At 64.7% G+C, this 21,084-nt stretch carries 22 protein-coding genes and 1 pseudogene; 10 read left to right on the forward strand and 13 right to left on the reverse strand.

The genetic code is table 11. The features are described 5' to 3' along the window. A pseudogene (locus A5686_RS27510) lies at positions 1–180 on the forward strand (TetR/AcrR family transcriptional regulator); the annotation flags it as partial. 101 nt (positions 181–281) lie between these two features. Here A5686_RS27510 and A5686_RS03275 read toward each other — a convergent pair. From A5686_RS03275 to A5686_RS03285, 3 genes are all read right to left on the reverse strand, one after another. After that, the gene (locus A5686_RS03275) at positions 282–1,481 is read right to left on the reverse strand and encodes a DUF427 domain-containing protein (RefSeq protein WP_231986267.1); all 1,200 of its coding nucleotides are present in this window, start codon (positions 1,479–1,481) and stop codon (positions 282–284) included. A 77-nt stretch (positions 1,482–1,558) separates the two neighbouring features. Next, positions 1,559–2,326, reverse strand: a complete 768-nt coding sequence (locus A5686_RS03280; RefSeq protein ID WP_067931017.1) for an SDR family oxidoreductase — start codon at positions 2,324–2,326, stop codon at positions 1,559–1,561. 105 nt (positions 2,327–2,431) lie between these two features. Beyond that, positions 2,432–3,043, reverse strand: coding sequence for a TetR/AcrR family transcriptional regulator (locus A5686_RS03285; protein ID WP_067931253.1), 612 nt, complete (start codon positions 3,041–3,043; stop codon positions 2,432–2,434). 199 nt (positions 3,044–3,242) lie between these two features. Between A5686_RS03285 and A5686_RS03290 the strand changes: the two genes are divergently transcribed. Beyond that, the gene (locus A5686_RS03290) at positions 3,243–4,052 is read left to right on the forward strand and encodes an SDR family NAD(P)-dependent oxidoreductase (RefSeq protein ID WP_082947452.1); all 810 of its coding nucleotides are present in this window, start codon (positions 3,243–3,245) and stop codon (positions 4,050–4,052) included. Between the two features lie 27 nt (positions 4,053–4,079). Here A5686_RS03290 and A5686_RS03295 read toward each other — a convergent pair whose 3' ends face one another. From A5686_RS03295 to A5686_RS03325, 7 genes are all read right to left on the reverse strand, one after another. Beyond that, a complete protein-coding gene (locus A5686_RS03295; RefSeq protein ID WP_067931024.1) occupies positions 4,080–5,207 on the reverse strand; it encodes an acyl-CoA dehydrogenase family protein in 1,128 nt (375 codons plus the stop codon). Between the two features lies 1 nt (position 5,208). Next, complete coding sequence (locus A5686_RS03300) at positions 5,209–5,850, reverse strand: nuclear transport factor 2 family protein (RefSeq protein WP_067931027.1); 642 nt, start codon at positions 5,848–5,850, stop codon at positions 5,209–5,211. Further along, a complete protein-coding gene (locus A5686_RS03305; protein ID WP_082947454.1) occupies positions 5,847–7,487 on the reverse strand; it encodes a class I adenylate-forming enzyme family protein in 1,641 nt (546 codons plus the stop codon). The genes A5686_RS03300 and A5686_RS03305 overlap by 4 nt, the downstream gene beginning before the upstream one ends. Before the next feature lie 10 nt (positions 7,488–7,497). Then, positions 7,498–8,265: an enoyl-CoA hydratase-related protein gene (locus A5686_RS03310; protein WP_082947455.1), complete on the reverse strand. Its 768-nt coding sequence runs from the start codon at positions 8,263–8,265 to the stop codon at positions 7,498–7,500. Positions 8,266–8,338: 73 nt separating this feature from the next. Beyond that, positions 8,339–9,088 (reverse strand): SDR family NAD(P)-dependent oxidoreductase, encoded by a 750-nt coding sequence (locus A5686_RS03315; protein WP_067931034.1) that lies wholly within the window; start codon positions 9,086–9,088, stop codon positions 8,339–8,341. Continuing rightward, entirely contained in the window at positions 9,078–9,701 is a 624-nt protein-coding gene (locus A5686_RS03320; protein WP_067931036.1) for a TetR/AcrR family transcriptional regulator, read from the reverse strand. The genes A5686_RS03315 and A5686_RS03320 overlap by 11 nt, the downstream gene beginning before the upstream one ends. A 2-nt stretch (positions 9,702–9,703) precedes the next feature. Further along, positions 9,704–10,531, reverse strand: a complete 828-nt coding sequence (locus A5686_RS03325; RefSeq protein ID WP_067931040.1) for a MaoC/PaaZ C-terminal domain-containing protein — start codon at positions 10,529–10,531, stop codon at positions 9,704–9,706. Positions 10,532–10,633: 102 nt separating this feature from the next. Between A5686_RS03325 and A5686_RS03330 the strand changes: the two genes are divergently transcribed. Genes A5686_RS03330 through A5686_RS03350 form a run of 5 tightly spaced genes read left to right on the forward strand, consistent with a single transcriptional unit; the run spans position 10,634 to position 15,153 of the window. After that, the gene (locus A5686_RS03330; RefSeq protein WP_067931043.1) at positions 10,634–11,707 is read left to right on the forward strand and encodes an LLM class flavin-dependent oxidoreductase; all 1,074 of its coding nucleotides are present in this window, start codon (positions 10,634–10,636) and stop codon (positions 11,705–11,707) included. After that, positions 11,704–13,197, forward strand: a complete 1,494-nt coding sequence (locus tag A5686_RS03335; protein ID WP_067931046.1) for a class I adenylate-forming enzyme family protein — start codon at positions 11,704–11,706, stop codon at positions 13,195–13,197. The genes A5686_RS03330 and A5686_RS03335 overlap by 4 nt, the downstream gene beginning before the upstream one ends. Continuing rightward, the gene (locus A5686_RS03340; protein ID WP_067931049.1) at positions 13,194–14,366 is read left to right on the forward strand and encodes an acetyl-CoA acetyltransferase; all 1,173 of its coding nucleotides are present in this window, start codon (positions 13,194–13,196) and stop codon (positions 14,364–14,366) included. Before A5686_RS03335 ends, A5686_RS03340 begins: the two co-directional genes overlap by 4 nt. Continuing rightward, positions 14,363–14,758, forward strand: a complete 396-nt coding sequence (locus A5686_RS03345; RefSeq protein WP_067931052.1) for a Zn-ribbon domain-containing OB-fold protein — start codon at positions 14,363–14,365, stop codon at positions 14,756–14,758. Before A5686_RS03340 ends, A5686_RS03345 begins: the two co-directional genes overlap by 4 nt. Then, positions 14,755–15,153, forward strand: coding sequence for a nuclear transport factor 2 family protein (locus A5686_RS03350; RefSeq protein WP_231986268.1), 399 nt, complete (start codon positions 14,755–14,757; stop codon positions 15,151–15,153). Before A5686_RS03345 ends, A5686_RS03350 begins: the two co-directional genes overlap by 4 nt. Here A5686_RS03350 and A5686_RS03355 read toward each other — a convergent pair. From A5686_RS03355 to A5686_RS03365, 3 genes are read right to left on the reverse strand one after another with little or no spacing between them, the layout of a single operon-like run. Further along, positions 15,150–16,082 carry a TIGR03619 family F420-dependent LLM class oxidoreductase gene (locus A5686_RS03355; protein ID WP_156749919.1) on the reverse strand — a complete coding sequence of 311 codons (933 nt, stop codon included), beginning with the start codon at positions 16,080–16,082 and terminating at the stop codon, positions 15,150–15,152. The genes A5686_RS03350 and A5686_RS03355 overlap by 4 nt on opposite strands. Next, positions 16,082–16,534, reverse strand: coding sequence for a nuclear transport factor 2 family protein (locus tag A5686_RS03360; RefSeq protein ID WP_067931058.1), 453 nt, complete (start codon positions 16,532–16,534; stop codon positions 16,082–16,084). Before A5686_RS03360 ends, A5686_RS03355 begins: the two co-directional genes overlap by 1 nt. A 58-nt stretch (positions 16,535–16,592) precedes the next feature. Further along, positions 16,593–17,867 (reverse strand): serine hydrolase domain-containing protein, encoded by a 1,275-nt coding sequence (locus A5686_RS03365; RefSeq protein ID WP_067931061.1) that lies wholly within the window; start codon positions 17,865–17,867, stop codon positions 16,593–16,595. Positions 17,868–17,980: 113 nt separating this feature from the next. On the opposite strand from A5686_RS03365, the gene A5686_RS03370 reads away from it, so the two are divergent. Genes A5686_RS03370 through A5686_RS03380 form a run of 3 tightly spaced genes read left to right on the forward strand, consistent with a single transcriptional unit; the run spans position 17,981 to position 21,077 of the window. Further along, complete coding sequence (locus A5686_RS03370) at positions 17,981–19,999, forward strand: thiamine pyrophosphate-dependent enzyme (RefSeq protein ID WP_067931259.1); 2,019 nt, start codon at positions 17,981–17,983, stop codon at positions 19,997–19,999. Beyond that, on the forward strand, positions 19,999–20,229 hold the full coding sequence (locus A5686_RS03375; protein ID WP_067931064.1) for a lipoyl domain-containing protein: 231 nt from the start codon (positions 19,999–20,001) through the stop codon (positions 20,227–20,229). The genes A5686_RS03370 and A5686_RS03375 overlap by 1 nt, the downstream gene beginning before the upstream one ends. Beyond that, complete coding sequence (locus A5686_RS03380) at positions 20,226–21,077, forward strand: enoyl-CoA hydratase/isomerase family protein (RefSeq protein ID WP_067931067.1); 852 nt, start codon at positions 20,226–20,228, stop codon at positions 21,075–21,077. Before A5686_RS03375 ends, A5686_RS03380 begins: the two co-directional genes overlap by 4 nt. The last annotated feature ends 7 nt before the right edge of the window (positions 21,078–21,084 follow it).

Here is a 21,084-nt window from a genome sequence, read left to right on the forward strand (position 1 = left end):
CGCGACGCGCAAAAACGCGGTGAGGTCGGAGCAGGAATTAACGTCACAGCGGCCAGCGAGTGGCTCGCGCGCATCATCTATTCCTTCTCGACGGTCAATCAAGGACTGAGCTTCGATATGACCAAGCCAAAAACGGTCCGCGACTATGTAGAAAAGTTTGCCATCAACGGCCTGCGCTGAGGCGAGGCTTTTACCCGGAGCTGACCCGCCCACGCACTAAAACGGCTGCGGCGCATTGACGCGTTTCTGGACGCTTGCGGGCGATGATCCCCCTACGCCGATCACATAGCCGTTCGACTGTCGTGCCCCATGGAGGCGGGATCGGCCGCGAATTCGCGGACCATCGCCTGGATCGTGTACGACGCGGCCAGCCGACCGTCTTGGCTGAACACCCGCCCGTCGCCCTGCACCAGGCCGCGCCCCGACCAAAATGCGTGGTTGGTGTACAGCAACCAGTCGGCAATATCGACCTCGTCGTGAAACGCGATGGTGGCCTTGATGATCCCCGTCGATAGGCTGACGTGCGCGCGAGCTTCGCCTAGTCCACGGTGGGGAAGCATACCGGCCGCGATAGTCCAGTGCGTCGTCGACTGAGCGAGCAGCGCGGCCGCTAAATAGCGTTCACGCGGCGCCTCACGAAATCGAACCCAGACATTGATCACTGGCGGTCCGACCCGGTCGGGGTCCGGATCGTAGGCCCCGTCAACCACGCGGATTTCGCGACCGGTCATCCCAAAGCCCGGAAAAGCTACCGCCCCATCAGGTCCCGGCACGTCCGGCATCCGCTCAGCGTCCCGCATTACCTCGCTCGCACCACGATCCGCGAGAATCATCCCCGCACTGCGTAGCTCGTCGCGCTGATTCACGCGAACTTCGGCCGACGAGAACGTTCTGCCACGGCGGAGAACATCGACGGTCAGTTCCACCGGTGCATCGAACGACGCCGCTTTGGTGAAAATCATCGATGCCGACGTAACTCTTTGCTCTGGAAGCACTTTCGATACGGCGACGATGGCCTCGGCGAGGAGTTGTCCACCCTCGACAACGTTGCGGCGGGTCGGTCCATGAGCCGGCCCAACGAAACAGCCGTTCCTCATGGGCTGAACATCGATCAGCCTCTGCAGCTCGTTTGCGTCTCCCCAAAGTGGGAACGTGACAGGAACCTTCGAGCCATCAGGCCAGTGTTCGACGACGACAACACGCAATGCATTGTCGTAGAAGGAGACGTGCCCCGCGATCGCGACAACTTCAGGCAACGGGGTGCGGTATGTCCACACCACGTTTTCGACTGCGGGGTCAGCACTATTCAACGTCCAGTAACTTGCTCGGCCCTTGAAGGGGCACACGGTGGTGTGGTCCGACGGCGCGAAGAGTTCCCACCGCACATCGGATTCGGGGAAGTACAGCCGGTCGTCGTGGTCGGTCTCGGTGACCACGAGGCAGCGGTCACTTTCGGCGACGAGCACATCGCCGAACCACACTTGACCGGTATGAGGGCACGGGATTGCTTCGATTCGGTATTCGGGGTGATCGGGCCACGCTGATTGGACTTGCGCTGTCATGCCGTCACCGCCCTACGCATGGATGACGGCGGACGGACGACGAGCTGCTCGAGGCCGACGGCGGGAGAGTTCAGTGCACTCGCGAAAACGCCTGCCAGCACGTCGGCAACGTCTTCGGGCGTCATCAGCTGTTCCTGAAGCAGGCCGCGCGCGATCCAATCCTGGACAACCACCCCCAGCAGATCGGGGTCAAAGGCCGCGGTGAACTCCGTGGGCACGGTTCCTCCCACCGTAATGCAGCAGAACCGAAAACTCGGATGCTCGGTGCGCCAAGCGTTAAGGCTCTCCGACAGCGCGGCCTTACTGGACGAATAGGCGCCGAGGGCGGTCCTCGGCTGACCCACGGTTTCGGAGGACAGGGCGCTGACGATCGCGGCGGGCGCAAGCACCGGCACACAAGACTTGATCACTTGATGAACGCTGATGACGTTCGTACGCATTACGTCCAGCCAGTCGTCGGCGGAGGTATCGGCGAACATGCGCAACGGGGCGTAACCCACCGATATGAACAGCAAGTCGATGCCCCCCAGGGCGTCTCGCGCGACATCGGCGAGGCGCGCGCAATCCTCCATGCTGCGCACATCTGCGATCACGGCGCTACCGCGGCCGGCCTCGGTGGCAACCTCTTCCAGCCGATCCCGGCGGCGGGCGGCGATGAGCAACTCCGCGCCCTCCTTACCCGCACGCACCGCGAATGCTCGCCCAATCCCGGCCGATGCGCCCACGACCACGACGCGCTTGCCGGCCAAAGTCCGCTCACTCATGGCGCCCTCTTCTCACGTTCGCGGCTCAGCCCGCATCCGCCTTCGGAGAACACTAGTACATAGGTTGTTCAGTTACGCCCAAGCCTGTCTTGCGCAGGACGGAGATCAGCGGAGACCGTTTATCGCGAAAGTTTCGACGTAGCGCCGCACCGTCGCCGGCTTGGACATGTCGAATGTCTGTGCCTCGTTGACGGTGGAAAACGAGTAGATGATGCGCGCCAGCCATTCGCTGGCGGCCGTCACATCGACACCGGCGCCGATCTCGCCGCGTTCCCGGGCGTCGCGAACGTAAGGCATCAGAAATGCCGTCGTGCGGCGCACTGCGGTGTCTCCATCGGAGATCATGTGTCGCATCAGCTCTGCATCATCGGCCATTAATCGGTTTCGAGTGCGGTGGTCAATCAGTATCTTCGCGTGGGTTTCGGCCATCGCACCAACCTGTTCGGCCAGCGTCGCCTTCGCGGCCATCGCCACCGCGACTTCGCGATAGAACCGCTGTGCCCCGAACTCGATGGCGGCCTCGATGAGCACATTGCGGTCCTCAAAGTAGCGGTACACCGTGCCGCGCGACACGTTGGCTGTGCGCGCGACATCCTGCACGCTGGTCCGCGCGATCCCGAGCTGGGTGAAGCATTCGTTCGCCGCTCCCAGAATTTGGTCCCGGCGATCGAACTCCTCGGTCGAGTCCAGCTCGGCAGTAGCCCGTTCCGTTGGCATTTTGCTCCTCGTGCCGTGATAGCCGCCCACCCGAAAAGCCCATATTACGCGACAAATATGCTCAATGTGTTCAATCTATGCCCATGATCGGGCTTGCGACAGGCAGATTAGTGGTCATTTCTACATCTTCCGTACTTTTGTTTAGTATGAGCCTTTGCCTGACGCGTCGCGTCAGGTTCAATCACGGAAGGAGCTGGGGGTGGACCTAGGCGTGGCGGGGCGCAACTTCGTGCTCGTGGGCGGCACCACCGGGATGGGGTTCGCCGCCGCCCAGCAACTCGCCGAAAACGGAGCCAACGTGGCTCTTTTGGCTCGCGACGGCGAGCGCGCCCGCGACCGCGCCGGGCAACTGAGCGCCGACCACGGCGTCCGTGCGGTCGGCATCGCCGTTGACGCCGCTGCCACCGGCGACGGCGTGGACCGCGCTATCGATCACGCCGCCGCGTGCCTCGGTCCGCTGCGAGGTCTCGCCGTGACGGCTGGCCCCATGAACCAGCAGGGACCGTTCCTCGAACACGGCGACGACTCGTGGGACTGGTACTACCAGCTGATCCTGATGGCTACCGTCCGCTCGTGCCGCGCCGCCATCCCCCACCTGCAGCGCAACGGCGGCGGGACGATAGTGACCACCGCCGCGTACTCGGTTCGGGCGCCGAAGATTCTGATACCGCCCTACAACGCGCTGAAAGCGGCGGTGCTGACCTTGTCGAAGATCATGGCCAAAACGCACGGTCCCGACGGCATCAGGGTGAACACCGTGTGCCCAGGGTTGTTCGACACAGAGGTGAACGACTCCATTCGCGCTCAGCGGGCGGCGGAATACGACGTGCCATTGGAGGACGCTATCTACACGCACTTGGCAAGCAATCCGGACTGGAACATGCGGGTCGCCCTTCGCCGCGGGGGTCGCCCCGCCGAGGCGGGCGAGCTGATCGCGTTCCTGCTCGGCGAGCGCGCGGCCTTCATGACGGGTGCGGCCATCAACATCGATGGGGGCACGGACTTCTGAGACGTTGGCGAGGCAGCATGACAGGTCTCAGATCCCGATCTCGTCGGCGAGCAGTCCCCGGTGGAACGTGGCATCTCCCAACAGGTGGCCGGAGGATTTTGCTCGCTTGTAGTAGAGGTGCGCCGGGTGCTCCCAGGTGAAGCCGATCCCCCCGTGAATCTGGATGTTGGCCGCGGCGGCGCGTGCATACGCATCCGAGCTGAATGCCTTGGCCAATGATGCCGCCGCCGGTAGTTCATCGGAGAGTTCCGCTGCAGCGCGCACCGCGTAATGTGCTATGCCGCGGGCACATTCGACGTCCAGCAAGACGTCGGCGCACTTGTGGCGGATGGCTTGAAATGATCCGATCGGCTTGCCGAATTGTCTGCGCATCTTGGCGTAGTCGACGGCCAGTTCGAGGCAGCGCTGTGCGCCGCCGACCTGTTCGGCGGCCAGCGCGGCACAACCGAGCGCCAGGGTCCGCACTAACACCGGCCACGCCGCACCATCGCGACCGACCAGCGACGCCGGCGTTGCGTTGAACTCGATGCGCGCCTGCTTGCGTGTCTGGTCCAAGGTCGACAACGGCCGGCGAATAACGCTGTCAACGCGGTCAACGGCGAAGAGCGACATGCCCGCCTCGGTGTGGGCCGCCACGAAGAGTACATCGGCGCTGCAACCATCGAGAACAAACGTTTTGGTTCCGTCCAACACCCAGCCGTCGCTTGTGCTGCGCGCCCGCGTCCGGATGGCGCCGGCTTCCCAGCGGCCCGATTCTTCGGTGACCGCCAGCGTCGCGACGGTGCCACCGGATGCGATGTTTGGCAGGTACCGCTTCTTGGCGGCGTCATCGCCGGAATGCATGATCAGGTTGGCGGCCAGCACGACTGCCGCGAAATAGGGCGACGGAAGCAGAGCCCGGCCCATTTCCTCGCAGACGATTCCGAGTTCGACGAAGCTGAAGCCCTGGCCGCCGAATTCTTCCGGGATGGCCAGCCCAACCAGGCCCATCTGGTCAGACATCTGAGCCCATACAGTCGGGTCGTAGCCCAGCGGCGATTCCAGCTGCCGACGCACCTCTGTCTCGTTGGCCTTGCTCGCCAGGAAAGAGCGCACGGTGCGGCGCAGTTCGTTCTGCTCATCGGTGAACGCGAAATTCATAGCATTGCCGGGCATTTCAGGTCTCCGTGGCGCCACGGCCGGTGGGGTCGACGCGAGGCACCTCGGCACCTCGACGCAGGGTGCGCAACCACTCGCCGACGACGGCCGGGGCCGGGACGGGCGCGTCGAAGCGTCCGGGATCGGCGGTCCAGAAAGCCTCCCACGATGGGAAGGCGTCGTGGAATGCGCCGTCGTGCGGCGGGGTACCCGGCCAGCGCATCTTGCGCGGCCCGACCGGCGGGTCGGTGATGTCGCTCTGGTACCAGAACAGCGGTGTGCGGCGGGCGAAATACCAATGGCCGTCCCGCCGTTCATAGCTGTCCAGATAGGCCAGCAGCTCGATGACCCAGTTCGACTCCGTCTCTAGGTCGTTGCGTGAATAGACGAGTCCGCTGGCGTTGTCGGCGTCGTGCACGTCGATGACGTGGCCGAGAACACCATGTGCGCTTCCCAACAGCGAGTGCCTGATCTGGGCGTCGTACCACTCCCGCATCGCCGCGCGGCCGCGACCCTTGCCCGGCACGCCGATGTCGTCCACGAAAAGATTTGCCAAGGAATCGAAGTCGCGCATGTCCAATGCCACCGCATACTTGGCGGCCAGTTGCCGGATCTCGTCGATGGCCTCCAACCGGGCGACGCGCGCCTTTAAGTCCGTCACGCCAACTCCCCGGACTCCAGTAGCTGCACCAACCGGTTCTTGTCGATCTTGTTGGTGGTGGTGTACGGCAGCCGATCGGCGTCGGGAAGGATCACCCATCTCTTCGGGATCTTGTAGGCCGCGAGTTCTGTTCGGCATGCGGCGACGAGCTCGTCTTGCGACGTGTGCCGGCCTTCGTTGCACACGACCACCGCACAGACCACCGCGCCCCTGTCCGCGTCGGGAACACCGACGACATAAGCGATCCGGACACCGTCGACGCTGGTGATCACCGCTTCGACCTCAACGGGCGCGACGTTGGCTCCCGAGGTCTTGATCATGTCGTCGGTCCGGCCGGTGAAGTACACGAACCCGTCATCGTCCAGATACCCAGCGTCCTTGGTGTGATACCAACCGTCGGCGTCGAACAGGTCGGCGCGCTGCCGCCCGATTATGCCTCGCATCATGGCCACACCTCGGACGCATATCTCGCCTACCGTGCCGTTGGCCACGTCCGCGCCGGAATCGTCGACAATCCGGTGCTCGTAGCCGGGCGCGGACACGCCGAGCGAACCGCGCTTGGCCTCGGGCACCGGCTCGTGCGGCGGCCACCACGTGTGCGAACTGCACGTTTCGGTCATCCCAAGCTGCGTTACCCGCAATGAAGGATCGGCGGCGCGCAGTTCCGGCGCCAGCAGGACCTGGTGGTATCCCTCCCGCAGGCTCGACAGATCGGTGCACGCGAAGTCGGGGTGATTCGCCAGCGCCGGACCGACGTGCGGGAAACCCGTTGCGTAGGTGGCCCGCTCGGATTCGAGGAGACGCAACACATCACCGGCGTCGAATCGATGCTCGGTCAGAATCGTCACCCCGGTCTGCATCGGCCCCAGCAGTCCGAAGACCAGTCCGCCCACCCAGAAGAACGCCATCGGGATGTAGACCCGGTCATGGGGCTTCCACTCGTGCTGGGTGGCGATGAAGCGGGAGTGTGCGATCACCGTGGCGTGCGTGTGGATGACGCCCTTGGGATCTGACATGCTCCCGGATGTGTAGATGACCACCAGGTCGTCGGAAGGGCGCACGGTAGATTCACACGCCCGCAGGAATGGATCGGACACTGGCTGCGGCCACGCCGTCGGCCAGCGCCGATCGGTGTCGCCGAGCGCAAATACGTTGCGCAAGTGCGGTAGTCGCTCTACAGCCAGCTGCTCGGCCGAGGTGGAAAAACCTCCGGCCGCCTCGGTGACCCGCGCGAGCATGTCTTTGCCGAGCAGCGAGTCGACCGACAGCAGCGTGTGGATGTCGGCATCACGAAGCAGCCATCTCAACTCCTGCGGCTGGAAGAAAGTGTTAATGGGCACCGCAACGGCACCGATCCGGGTGGCGGCCAGGAACGCGACGACGAAATCGGGGCCGTTCGGCGCGATCACTCCGACGCGCGCAGCTTTGGTCACCCCCGCGGCTATAAGTCGCCGGGCCATCTCGGCCGACCTGGAATCGGCTTCCGCATAGGTGATCCGCTCGACCGTGCCGTCACCGACCGACGAAACGATGAAGTCGTTGTCGCCGTAGTCAGCAACCAGACTGGCCAGCATCGCCGGCAGCACCGGTGCGTACGGCAACGGATCATAGGTGAACGTCCGTGCGGACTGCCTCATGGCGCGCCAGTCATTCCACCACCCAGCGTGGTTCACGCTTTTCGGCGAACGCGAGCATCCCTTCCCGGTAGTCAGGATGGGTCAGCTGGTGTTGCAGCACATAGCGGTAGGCGACGTCATTGGCCGCGTGCAGCCCGACGTCGAGGCTGGCCCACATCGCCTTGATGGACGCCTGGACAGTGGCCGGTGAGAGTTTCGCTATTTCCAAAGCGATTTCCCGGGCGCGCTGCTGCAGTCGGTCCGCGGGTACCACCTCGTTTATCAAGCCGATCTCGTAGCCTCGTTGTGCGCTGATACGCCCTTGCTTGGTCATCAGCCCCAGCTGCATCACCATCGATAGCGGCATTCGGCGCAGCAGCACCGCGGGCTCGAGCGCGAACACGTTGCCGACCGCCAAGTGTGTGTCGATCAGTTCGGCATGTTCGGCTGCGATGATCAGGTCGGAGTCGGCTACCTGATGTAGAGCGCCTCCGACCGCCATCCCGTTTAGGGCGCAGATGACCGGCTTCCATACGTTGTGGTGGAGCCGAGAACCGGGAATCTTGTTGCGGATGCCGCCCTCTGCCGTTGCCCGAATGTCCTGGCCCGCGGAAAATGCGCGGTCCCCCGCTCCGGTGATGATGGCCACTCGAACGTTGGGATCGTCGCGAACGTGCGCCCACGCGTTGCCGAGCTCGGTGCGGGTCAGATCGTCGGTAGCGTTGAGCCGCTCCGGGCGGTTGATGGTGATCGTGGCGACATGCTCGCTGACCTCGAACAAGATTCTCTTCAGTTCCACGGCATCCCCTGGCATCGATATGTAGCAGCTAAACACTATAGCAGAATTTGTCTCATCGTCTCACCGGAGACTTTCATGGCATCCACTGGCCACCGGACACCGAAATCAGCTGGCCTGTCAGGTGTTTGGCGGCAGGTGAGCACAGGAATGCGACCACCCCGGCAACGTCCGCCGGTTCGCCCAGCTCCCCGGTCACGGTGGTCCGGCGCATCTGTGCCAGCTCGTCCTCGGTCTTGCGCCCCACTAGCCAGGGCGTCGCCGTGGTACCGACTACAACCGTGTTAACGCGCACGCCGTGCACACCCAACTGGACGGCCATCAGCCGGCTCAGTCCCTCCACACCCGCCTTAGCGGCCGCATAGGCCGGCGGACCGGTGCGCACGCCGTGGGCCGACACCGAGCTGATGTTGACGATCGCCCCACGGCCTTCGGCCACCATCTGTCGGGCCGCAACCTGCGCCATGATGAACGTGCCCTTGAGGTTGACTTCCACGATGCGATCCCAGTCCTCGTCACCCTGCTCGAGAAACGTTCCGGGCAGCGTCATCCCGGCGTTGTTCACCAGTGCACTAATGGGCCCGTGCTCGCGGGCGAGGTTGTCTAGCGCGTCCTCTACGGCGCCACGATCAGTGATCGACAGGCTTACGGGGATGAGATCTCCCGAACGTGCGGCGTCCGAATCAGATGTTCGTGCAATCGCTTTCGCGTTAACGTCGACTGCGGCCACCCGATGACCCGTGGAGATCAACTCGGCGACGATGGCCTCTCCGATGCCGCGGGCTCCGCCGGTGACGACCGCAAGCGGACGAGATTCAACCGACACGCTGACCCCCCGTCGTCGCTGCCGCACGCTCGATCGCGACGATGGAAGGCCGGACCAATTCAACGGCTTCGGCCATCAGCTTTGGCAGATTTCCCTGACCACCGCCGGCCACCCACACATCGATGGCTGCACGGTTGGCGCTATTGGTCAGCGTGGCGGCGAGACGAGGCCGCAAATCCGTCTCCCCATTGCTGTTTAGCCACCGCGCCACTTCGGCGGTGAGCTGATCAATCCAGTCTTCGTTGATCCGCAACATCGTTGCGCGCAGCGATGGCACGTTGTGGTACATGTTGGCGCGGACCACGAAGATCTCGGGCTGTTCGATGATCGCCTCCGCCACCGCGGACGACGCTTCGGCAAGGGCGCCCCACAAGGAGCTCGACCGCGCGGCACGGAACCGTCGAGTGGCCTCCTGGAGCCGATCGGCGTAGCCGTCGAACAGTATGTCGTCTTTGGTGGCGAAGTGGCGAAAGAATGTGCGCGGCGCTACACCTGCCGCGGCCGAGATCTGCTCGACTGTGGTCGTTTCGTAGCTCTGGGTGGCGAAGAGCTCGATCGCCGCGTGAATGAGTGCCTGTCGGTTGCGCAATCCGCGGGCCCGCCGTTGGTCCATGGTCATCCCCCTGCCAAGGTGGCAGTTCCTGAGCTCAACGCGACGATGTCACCTTGCAGTGTCCTGAAACGCACGGAATCTCCGGTTCGCCACATCTCGGTGCGCAGCGAGCCATCGAGTTCGACCGGCTTGGCAAACCGGCAACTCAAGGATGTCAACGACTGTGGATCGCCGTGGCCGATTTCGTTGATCACCGCCCGTGCGGCGAATCCCAGCGTGCACAGCCCGTGCAGGAACACGTCGTCGAAGCCGAATTTGCGGGCTGCGGCCGGGTCGATGTGGAGCTGGTTGCGGTCGCCGGACAATCGATAGATTGCGGCCTGTTCCGGCCGGATCACGTCGTCGAAGCATTCGTCCGGGGGCCCGTCCGGATCCGGCTCGGCCGACGGTCCCCGCTCGCCACCGAATCCCCCGGCTCCTAGGACCATGGTCTGCGACCGGGCGACAAAGACGGTTCCGTCTGCGTCGACCCCGCGACTGGTCAACTCGACGGCGGCGTGTTTGCCTTTGTCCCATACCGACGACACCTGAGCCTGCACTGATAGTTCGCCGCTGGCGGCGATCGGTCGATGCAGCTCCAGCGACTGGGCGGAGTGGACGATAGGGAACGTACCGAGGTCGAGAACACTGCGGAGATCCTTGACTGCCCACCAGTTGGCGATGAGGGCAAAGGTCGGCAACACCGCAGGACCGCAGGCCTCATTGAGCAGTGTCAACTCGGTGGGTGGGCGGGCGCCAACCCCCAGCGCGTAGAGGATCACGTCGGTCTGATCCCACGTGAATGACGCCGGCCTCAGGGGGGTCCCGACCACGGAGTCGGAGAGGGTCACGGCGCCTCCCTACGTTGAACGGATTGACGATATATGTTCAATCGTGCAATATAGTGGCAGTAACTGCAACTATTTTATTGAGGGTCTGAAGGAAGGACCGATATGAAGTTCGGCGTGTTCATCCTCGGCGACAAGCCCAACCACCTCAGCGAGAAAGAGGTGCTGGCCAACGTGCTGCAGGAAGCCCGCTGGGCGGAGGAACTCGGCTACGACGAGGTCTGGCTGGCCGAGCACCACTTCTCCCCGTACGGCATGCTCCCGGACCTCCCACAGGTAGCCACGGCCATTGCGGCGCAGACGGAGCGCATCCGCATCGGGACCGCATGCATGGTCGCGCCCTTCCACAATCCCATCCAACTGGCGGAGCGCATCGCGCTGGTCGATGTGCTGTCGGGCGGACGCTTCGACGCCGGCTTCGGACGCGGCTATCAGGCACACGAATTTCAGGGATTCGGCATCTCAATGGACGAGGCGACCGGTCGATACCAGGAATGCGTGGATATCGTCAACCGCCTGCTGACGGAGGAGAACGTCAGCCATCAGGGCAAGTACTTCCAGCTGGAAGACGTCACCGTCTATCCGCGCCCGGCACAGCAGCCGATACCGGTGTGGGGCACCGTGATGAAGACGCCGTCGAGCTTCGAGTGGCTGGCGGAGAAGGGTTTCGGTGCGATCATCGGCAACCCCTACCAAGTGGACCCCGACCTGCAAGGAGCGCTGGATATCTACCTGAAGGTGCAGTCCGAGAAGGGACTCGAAGCAGCCACCGGCAACGTATGGGCGCTGCTCAACGCGTTCTGCCATGAGGATGACGCGTTCGCCCGCAGCTACCCGCGTGAGAGTGTCGAGCTGTCCATTCAGACCCATCGCAAGTATTCGAGCCCCTTCGAGCGGGGCGGCGAGATACCGGCCGACTACAAGGCCTACTCGGACTGGTTCGACAAGCATGACAAGCAGAGCTACGAGCAGGTGCTGAATTCACACCTGACGCTGATGGGTGACCCGGACCGCATTGTGGAGAAGATGCGTACCGTCATCGACATGGGTTGGCGCAACATCATATTGCGCATGTCGCGAGGCGGGGCGATGGAACGCGCCAAGGTCTACGAATCGATGAAGTTGTTCGCCCAAGAGGTGATCCCGGCGGCCACCGAGCTCGCGGCAGCTGCGGCTTGAGCCAGCAGCTGGCCGACCGCATCCGCGCGGTTCTGGCGCTCGACCCCGGGGCACCCGCCATCGAGTACCACGGTTCTTGGACGACTTGGCAGGCGGTGGCAGACATCGCTTCGGGAGTTCAAAGCCAGCTGACAGCAGTAGGTTTGGACGAGGGGTCTGCTGTCGGCCTGGTGCTGCGTAATCATCCCGCGATGGTCGGGGCGATGCTCGGCGTGTTCTTGGCCAACGGTTGCATCGTCACGATCAACCCGTCACACGGGGACGCCGGACTCGCATCGGACATCCGTGGGCTGAGGTTGCCCGCGGTGGTCGCAGTGTCGACCGACTGGCAGCGCACCGGCGTCATCGGCGCCGCTGCCGGGGCGATGGGGCTGCAGGTGATGACCGAGCCAGCCGCCTGCGCAACCGTTGCCGGCCATGAAAATCCCGGGCCCGGCCCATTCCGTGAGCAAGCCGCCGGCATCGCAGTCGAGATGCTGACCAGTGGCACTACCGGCCCTCCAAAGCGAGTCCCGCTGTCCTACCGCTCTTTCGAGCACACGGTTGCCGCAGCGGGCGCGCACTACGGTTCGGGACATGTGCCGGAACTCAGACTGCGTTCCGGCATCGCGATCGTCGCCTCGCCGCTGGTGCACATGTCGGGCCTGTTTCGCACGCTGCTCAACGTCTGCGAGGGCCGAAAGATCGCACTGCTGGAGCGATTCCGGGTGCCCGATTTCGTGGAATTGGTGGTCCGACATCGGCCACGCGCCGTGAGCCTGGTGCCGTCGGCGCTGTCGATGGTGCTCGACGCCGGGGTGGCGCCTGAGGTGTTCTCCAGCGTCGAGGTGGTGACCTCGGGCACCGCGCATCTGCCCGTCGACATACAGGAGGAGTTCGAGCAGCGCTACGGCGTTGCGGTCTTGCCATCCTACGGCGCAACGGAATTCGCGGGCGGAGTGGCGGGCTGGAACCTTGCTTTACATCGGGAGTGGGCCGCAGCCAAACGCGGCAGCGTAGGACGGCCCCAGCAGGGGCGCGAAATCCGCGTCATGTCCATAGAAGGCGACAGCGAGATGCCGGCCGGCGAACAGGGTCGCATCGAGGTCCGTACCTCCGGTGGCGCCTGGGTGCGGACCACCGACCTTGGCCGTGTCGATGACGACGGCTTCGTGTTCATCGATGGGCGCATCGACGACGTCATCATCCGCGGTGGCTTCAAGGTCGCCCCCGCCGAAATCGTCGAGGTCCTGCGCAGTCATCCGGCGGTGCGCGACGCCGGTGTGGCCGGTCTGCCCGACGAGCGGCTCGGCCACGTGCCGGTCGCAGCAGTCGAGTTGGTACACGGTGGTCAGGTCACATCGGAGGATCTTCTGACCTATGTGCGCGAACGAGTCAGCCGCTATCAGGTTCCGGCCCGTCTGGTCATCGTCGACGAGTTGCCACGGACGCCCTCGCTCAAGGTCAGCCAGCCCGGCGTGCGCGGATTATTCGAAGGGGTGCGGAGTTGACAACCGACATCCGAGGGGCGGCGGCCGTCGTCGGTGTGGCCGACGAGGTCTCGCCGACCGGTGTGATCGACGTTCCGCTGCGGGAATTGGAAGCGCGCGTGGTCACCGCGGCGTTGGCCGATGCGGGCTTGTCGCTGCGGGACGTCGATGGCCTGTGCACCTGCACTGGCGGAGCGCTCATGCATTCGGTCGAACTGGCCGAATATCTCGGAATTACGCCACGATTCACCGATGCCACTCAAGCCGGGGGCGCCAGCTACGGGCTGTACGTCGAGCATGCCGCCGCGGCGATCGCCGCCGGTGAAGCCGAGACGGTAGTAATCGTCTATGCATCCACACCGCGTGCCGCACGAAAGCGCGGCGAAAAAGGCCTGGGCGTCTTCGCCACCCCCGAGCGGCTCGAGTGGGAGAACCCGTTTGGCGTGATGCTCCCGATCAGTGCCTACGCGCTGGCCGCCAACCGCCACATGGCCACTTTCGGAACCACCGCCGCTCAGCTCGCTCAGATCGCCGTCGACACCAGGCGTTGGGCGGTAATGAATCCGCGCGCTCACCTGCGCGAAACGATCACCGTGAACGACGTCCTGGACTCCGGCTTCATTGCCGAACCGCTGCACAAGCTCGAGTGCTGCCTAGTCACCGACGGCGCCGCGGCGCTGGTGGTCACGAGCGCCGAGCGCGCCCGCGACCTGGCCAAGCCGCCGGCCTTCGTCCTGGGTGCGGCGTCGGCGGCGTCGCACGCGATGATCTCCCAAATGCCCGACCTCACCGTCACCCCGGGGGGCCTTTCGGGGCCAGCCGCCTTCCGTGCAGCCGGCCTCACCCCGGCCGATATCGACGTGGTCGAGCTCTACGACTCGTTCACCATCACGGTGTTGCTGGCGCTCGAAGATTTGGGCTTCTGCCCGAAGGGCGAAGGCGGTCCGTTTGTCGCGGACGGCGCATTGGGACCCGGAGGAACGCTGCCCGGTCAGACGTCCGGCGGCGGGCTCGCCTACACCCACCCCGGGGCGTTCGGGGCATTTCTGCTCGTCGAGGCCACGTGCCAGTTGCGCGGTGAATGCGGCGAACGCCAGGTCCCAGAAACGAAAACGGCTGTCGCACATGGCACCGGCGGGGTGCTCTCGGCCACCTCGACGGTGATTCTGGGAACGGAGGCGGCGCTGTGACCGATACGCTGCCGGTCCCGGAGCCCAGCCCGGCGTCCGCGCCCTTCTGGGACGCGACCCGGCGTCGCGAGTTGAAGGTCCAACGATGCGAATCGTGCGCGCGGCTCGTCTGGTACCCACGGTTCGTCTGTCCGCACTGCGGCGGTTCATCGCTGGTGTGGGAGAAGTTGAGCGGCGACGGGGTCGTTTACGCGGTCAGCGTGCACCACCGCGCCGCGCTGCCCGCGCTGGCCGACATGGTGCCGTACTCTGTGGTGCTCGTCGATCTGGACGAAGGTGTCCGTATGATGTCGAACGTGTTCGGTCCCCCTCCCACAGTCGGTGACCGTGTCACCGTGGCGTGGGTGCCGCTCGAGGACGGCCGCAATCTCGCTGTCTTCGAACCGAAGTGAGTCCTGATACCGCGCTGCGGCGCGCCCGCGAAGAAGTCGTGCTCCGGCACGTCGCGGCCGAGAATGCGCGCGACCTGGACGCGGCGATGGCCACCTTCACCCATCCGCGCTACGAGATCATCCCTACGGGAACCGTTTTCGACGGTGACGAGGCGGTCCGCGCAATGTTGTTGCAGCAGTGGGTGGATCTCCCCATGCTGCGATATGCCGCCGAGGCGATCTACCACGGGGACGACGGTCTGGTCGTGGAGACGCGAACGACCGCACCTGGCACACCGCTCGACATGTTGAGCGTCAACCTTTTCGGCTTCCGCGGGCCCGATCTCGTCCTGGAACGTTGTTATTTCGACCGGATGCTGCTCGCTGCGCAACTCGAGTCGATCCGCACGCCCTAGTCATCGACAGCGTCACGGACCGCCTGGACGAGTGCGGGGGTGTCGCGGTCCCGATTCGCGCCAGGCAACGGCCAGTGCGTCATTCGCAGGTCGGTCACGCCGGCCTGCGCCAGCGCGGTCGCTCCCGCGGCGACCGCGGAGAGGTCGAGCCGGCCATCGGCACTCGTCTGCACACGCAGCGTCCCGGCAACACCGAACCCGTCCGGGTTTCCGCCGGCGCGTTCGACGGCGGCGCGCATTCGACTTATTCCCGCGGCGACATCCCGCGCATCCGGACCCCACGGGATCCAGCCCTGTCCAAAGCGAGCGAGCCGGCGAGCGACCGCTCGGTTCACCGTCCCGCTCACCCAGACCGGTACTCCGCCGGGCTGCACGGGTTTGGGCATCTGGTGTATCCGCTCGAAACTCAAATCGGCCGAGTGGTAGCTCACCTCGTTCTCCCGCCATAACCGCTGGCATACCTCGAGCGTCTGATCCAGGATCGCCCCGCGTCGGTCGAAGTCCACCGCAGCCGCGTCGTATTCCTCACGCTGCCAGCCGACGCCCACCCCGACATCGAGGCGGCCACCGGACAGAACATCCATGGTCGCAAGGGTTTTCGCAAGGACCGCGGCCGGACGCAGCGCGGCGAGCAAAATGTTCGTGCCCAGCCGGATTCGCTCGGTCCTTGCCGACAGGTAGGTCAGCGTCGTGAGTGGTTCCAGCCAGTGCCCGTCCGGCCCGGTCGGTTGGCGGCCGCCTATTGTTCCGCCCGTCCGTGGATCCGCGTACGCGTCCATGTTCATGCCGAACGCGACGTGTTCCGAGACCAGCAGGCGGTCCAATCCAGCGCCCTCCAACAGTTGCGCCCATTCGGTAAGGTGATTCCAATTCGACGGCGCCGCCGCCGAGTACGACGGAATCCCCATTGAAAGTTGGATCGGGGCAATCACTGAGTTTCTCCGATCGATGCGGTCCGGTCTTCGGTCGCATCGACGACGACCCTGCGATGCCTGATCTGCCACCGTCCTTCGCCGTCGAGCGAGTATTGGTCCAAGTAACGAATGTGCATGACGTGGTTGCGGCCGTCCGACTCGCCGCCACGAAAATGATTGGCCGTGCAGTAGATTTCGCCGACCGCCGACTCCCCCTCGACGACGTAGAGGCCTTGGGCGATGATGTGGGCGGTGCGTGGCCACCCCGCGACGATGCCGATTATCCGTTGAATCTCGCCGTGACCGGTCAACGTTCCCGGTTCGCGCCCGGGCCTTTCGACGAGCATGGACGCGTCGGGGGCGAACACCGCCAGAAGCGCGTCGCGATCTCGGCGATCGACCGCCGCAGCATACCTGCGGGACAGCGCTTCAAGTTCCGCATGGGCAACTGCCCGCGAGATATCCATCTGTTCCCTGTGCCGGCCGGATAAAGACCCGTAGACGATACCGCCAGAGGTTGTCGGGTCAGCGGCCGGCGGTTTCGGTGCGCGCCTCGTCGGAGGTTCGTGCGCCGAAGCTGGGCACGGTGACGAGCTCGCCGTCGTGCGTCTCGTTGACGCCACGCTGCAGCGGTATCAGGAGCGGCACGAATAGCAGTTGGTCGGCGACCATCGGTGTCAGCAGCCGGTTGTGTACGAAGCCGAATGAGCTTTTGGTGATCGGGTCGGCCCAGCCGATGGTCCCGCCCAGTCCGGCATGCCCAAAGCCCCGCAGTAGACCCGGCACCGGTGATCCGTGGTAGCCGAGGTGAAATGACATCGGGAACAAGACGTTGAGGTCCGGCCGGAAGCTGCGCCTGCCTGTCAGCGACTCGACCAATTCCTCCGAAAGGAATCGCTGCCCATCGATACTTCCGCCGTTGGCGAGCGCTCCGTACATCTTGGCGAGCCCCCGCGCGGTCACCACCGCATTCACCGCGGGAATCTCGCTGTCCAGCAGCGCCATGTCGCCCTGGACCAGGGAGGTGATGCCGGGTACGTAGGTCGCACCGAGCGGGCCTGGAACCGGCAGTTTGGCCATCAGCGAGATCAGCTGGCCAAGCACCGGCCCGCCCGAGAAGCGTTGCGGGAACATGGTCTGGGCGGCCTTCGTGGACCCGTCGGCCGGCGGCCGCCCTAGGTGGACACCGTCGGTGTCCAGTGGTCGCGCGATCTCCGTGCGGAATAGCTCCCGCATGCCCTTGCCGGTGATCGCGCGGGCCAATCCGGATGCCAACCATCCAAAAGTGAACGCGTGATATGCCGCCCGGCCGGCGAGGCGGTCAACGGACGCGGCGGCCAGCCGCTCTTCCATGAACCGGTGGTCGAGCAACTGTTCGGTGGTGATGGTCCCGAGCCGGGACAGGCCCGTCGTGTGACGCATCATGTCACGCACGGTGATGTCGGATTTACCGTTGGCGCCGAACTCGGGCCAGTACTGCGCGATGGGGTAGTCGTAGGACAGCAACCCACGGTCGGCGAGCCGATGCAGGACCGTTGACGCCACGCCCTTACCCGCGGAGAAGACCATCGCGCCGGTGTCCGCAGACCAGGGCACCTGCCCCTCGCGATCGGACCAGCCGGTCCACACGTCGACGACGGGTTCCCCGTCGACATACACAGACAGCGCCCCACCACCATACCGTGGGCCGGGAAAGAGCGTGGCGAAAGTTTTCACTGCGCAGGCAAATCGAGGGTCGGCGGCACCGCGAACATGGGTGGGCAGACCGTCACCGGCTTGCAGGGTTAGTCGCTCGGGCATCGCGGTCGAAGTTCTCCCCAACTGGCGTTTGAGCCGCCCATCGGACGACTGAACAAATATCGTATTGTTGTATTGTATGCTCGTCGGCGGATGCGCATCGCGAAGGAGTGGTGATGGCCACGCAAGTAGACATGGGAACCCGGGCCCTGAGCAGCGATCGTGCCCTCGAGTTGTACTGCCTGATGAGCAAGGTGAACCACAGCGACCAGCGCGTCCGAAAAGGGCTATCATCCGGCGAGATTGCCATGAGCTATTGGCCAGTCGAGGGACAGGAGGCGATGTCGGCCGGGGCGGCCCTTGCCCTCTCCGATAACGATCAGCTGGTCACCACCTATCGCGGTCTCGGTGATGTGGTGGCCAAGGGCATCGACCTACCCAAGTACTTCGCCGAAATTCTCGGCCGAAGCACCGGTTTGTCAAAGGGCAAAGCCGGGGCAATGGGCATCTACGACCCCGATCACGGGGTCGCGTGGACCACCGGCATCGTCGGCGCGGGGCCGCTGATCGCGAACGGGATCGCCCTGGCCTCGGACATAAAGGGCAGCGATCAGGTGGTCCTGGTGAGCTTCGGTGACGGTGCGACGAGCATCGGCTACGTCCACGAGGCCATGAACATGGCGGCGCTCTGGTCACTCCCTGTCGTGTTCTTCTGCCAGAACAACGCGTGGGCCGAATGCACTCCGGTGGCCGGCTACACGCGTTCTGCCCGGCTGTCCGACCGCGCCGCGGGCTACCCCATGCCAGGGGTCACCGTCGACGGCACGGATCCTCACGCGGTGTATCACGCCGTGGCCGAGGCCGCCGAGCGCGCGCGGTCCGGCGGCGGCCCATCGTTCGTCGAAGCGGTGGCATATCGCCTACAGGGCCACTATTTCGGGGACCAAATGCCGTACGCGGACCCCGACGAGCTGGCGGCCAAGCGCGCCGACGCCCCCTTCACGCGCTACCGGCGCCGTCTCATCGACGACGGTGTGGCCACCGAGCCGGAGTTGGACCGCATCGACGCCGACTTGAAAGCCGAGATCGATGCGGCGTTTGCCGCCGCCCGCGACGCAGAGCCTCCCGCTGTCGACGAACTCACCCGAGATGTCTTCGCCACCCACGGCACGCAGCTAGCGGCGCCAGTGACGCAGCGTGCCACGGTGCCCGAAGGCGAAACGGAGAATCTCGGCCTCGTGCAAGCGATTCACCGCACGCTGGATCGGGCCATGGCCGCCGACGAATCGATCGTGCTTCTCGGAGAAGATATCGCCGACCCGTCGGGCGGCATGTTCAAGATCACTGCCGGGTTGTCCACCAAATACGGCGCCGACCGGGTGCGCGACACCCCGATCGCCGAGTCCTCGATCATCGGTGCCGCCGTCGGTGCCGCGCTGGGCGGGCTGCGACCGGTCGCGGAACTGATGTTCATGGACTTCCTGGGTGTCGCCATGGACCAGATCGCCAACCACGCCGCCAAAATTCGCTACATGTCCGGTGGGCGACAGGGCGCGCCGATGGTCATCCGCGCCATGGTTGGGACCGCCGCCGGACCGCAACACTCGCAAGCGTTCGAAGCGTGGGCGATGCACACCCCGGGGATCAAGGTCGTGTGGCCCAGCACCGCCGCGGACGCCGTCGGCCTGCTCAATGCGTGCCTGGCAGAAGATGATCCGTGCCTGTTCATCGAGTCAATGAAGCTCTATTACGGAGGCGGCAAGGGACCCGTGCCGACCGCCGACTATGTGATTCCGCTCGGGCAGGCCGAAATCAAACGGCCCGGAACCGACGTCACGATCTGCACCTACGGCACCATGGTCCACGCCGCGCTCGATGCGGCTAACCAGCTTGAAACCGCTGGAGTTTCGGTTGAGGTCGTCGATCTGCGAACCCTGGTGCCGCTGGATCTGGCCACCGTGATCGAATCGGTTCGCAAGACCCGCCGCCTGGTCGTGGCGCACGAATCGGTCGGATTCTGCGGGCCCGGGGCCGAACTCGCCGCCGCCGTGGGCACCGAACTGTTCGGCGTGCTGAGGAGCCCCATTCAGCGGGTGGCCGGCACCTACACTCCGGTGCCGCGCGCGGCCACCCTGGAGGCGGCCTGCCGTCCCGATGCCGGTCAACTCGTCGAAGCCATCGGGAGGATTGTGTGATGGAGGTGCGGATGCCCAAGCCGGGCGATGCGATCACCGAAGCGGAGCTGACCGAGTTGTACGCAGCGGACGGGCACCACGTGTCCGAAGGCGACCCGCTCTATCAAATCGCCACGGACAAGGTCGAAATGGATATCGAGGCGCCGGCCTCGGGTGTCGTCTCCTGGAAGGTCAGCGCCGGCGAAACCTACAACGTCGGCGAGCTCCTCGCGATGATCGAGGAAGGGTGACAGCACTACCCGATTCGGTCGACGTTGACCTCGGCACCCCAGAGCTGATCGGGCGTATCGAGGGCGACACATTGACCGTTACGATCAGCCGTCCCGAGAAGAAGAATGCCGTCACGGCAGACGGCTATCACGGCATCAAGCGGGCAGCGATGATCGTTGCCGACGAACCGGGTTTGAGCTTCCTGGTCATCACCGGATCTGGCGAGGCGTTCTGCGCGGGTGGCGACATGAACGCGGTGGAGAACCCGGACCGGACGTGGGATGCATTCACCGAATCATACGACGGTACGCCGTTCGAAACGCTCGGCAAGATACCGAAAGTCGTCGTCTGCGCGGTAAATGGGATTGCCCTGGGCGGTGGTTTGGTGATGACGCTGTTCGCGGATCTGGTCGTCGCATCCGATCGAGCCCGATTCCGCGTCCCCGACCTCACCCGCGGGGTGTACGAGGCATTCGTCGCCGCTCGGCTGCCGCAACGGCTGGGAACGCTAAGAGCCAATCACCTTATCTATGGCAACGATTGGATCGACGCGCAAGAGGCCGAACGACTCGGCCTGGTCGGCAAAGTCGTGCCACACGACTCCTTGCTGCCGGAAGTGGACGCCTTGCTAGAACGAGTCCGAAAGACCGGCCCCGTCGCGCGCGCTGCAGTCAAACGCGAGATGGCGCGCGCGTTGCCGCCCGTGGACGTCACGGGCTACTGGTCGTCCATCGGTACCGCCGAACAGATCGAAGCTTTTACGGCGTTCCTACAGAAGCGATCACCAGCGTGGCCTGTCAACAACGACCGCGACGCTTTCGTCCAGACCCGTCGGCCTGCGTGGCTACCGTCTCAAAACGCCGACTAAACGCCTA

This window comes from Mycobacterium sp. E2479 (assembly GCF_001667925.1).
Classification (GTDB): Bacteria; Actinomycetota; Actinomycetes; order Mycobacteriales; family Mycobacteriaceae; genus Mycobacterium.

What these genes read in the sequence shown, in the direction of transcription:
- A5686_RS03280 (WP_067931017.1), bottom strand. Translation starts at nt 2,326, where the DNA reads ATGAGTGAGCGGACTTTGGCCGGCAAGCGCGTCGTGGTCGTGGGCGCA.
- A5686_RS03285 (WP_067931253.1), bottom strand. Translation starts at nt 3,043, where the DNA reads ATGCCAACGGAACGGGCTACTGCCGAGCTGGACTCGACCGAGGAGTTC.
- A5686_RS03295 (WP_067931024.1), bottom strand. Translation starts at nt 5,207, where the DNA reads ATGCCCGGCAATGCTATGAATTTCGCGTTCACCGATGAGCAGAACGAA.
- A5686_RS03305 (WP_082947454.1), bottom strand. Translation starts at nt 7,487, where the DNA reads ATGAGGCAGTCCGCACGGACGTTCACCTATGATCCGTTGCCGTACGCA.
- A5686_RS03320 (WP_067931036.1), bottom strand. Translation starts at nt 9,701, where the DNA reads ATGGACCAACGGCGGGCCCGCGGATTGCGCAACCGACAGGCACTCATT.
- A5686_RS03330 (WP_067931043.1), top strand. Translation starts at nt 10,634, where the DNA reads ATGAAGTTCGGCGTGTTCATCCTCGGCGACAAGCCCAACCACCTCAGC.
- A5686_RS03360 (WP_067931058.1), bottom strand. Translation starts at nt 16,534, where the DNA reads ATGGATATCTCGCGGGCAGTTGCCCATGCGGAACTTGAAGCGCTGTCC.
- A5686_RS03365 (WP_067931061.1), bottom strand. Translation starts at nt 17,867, where the DNA reads ATGCCCGAGCGACTAACCCTGCAAGCCGGTGACGGTCTGCCCACCCAT.
- A5686_RS03370 (WP_067931259.1), top strand. Translation starts at nt 17,981, where the DNA reads ATGGCCACGCAAGTAGACATGGGAACCCGGGCCCTGAGCAGCGATCGT.
- A5686_RS03375 (WP_067931064.1), top strand. Translation starts at nt 19,999, where the DNA reads ATGGAGGTGCGGATGCCCAAGCCGGGCGATGCGATCACCGAAGCGGAG.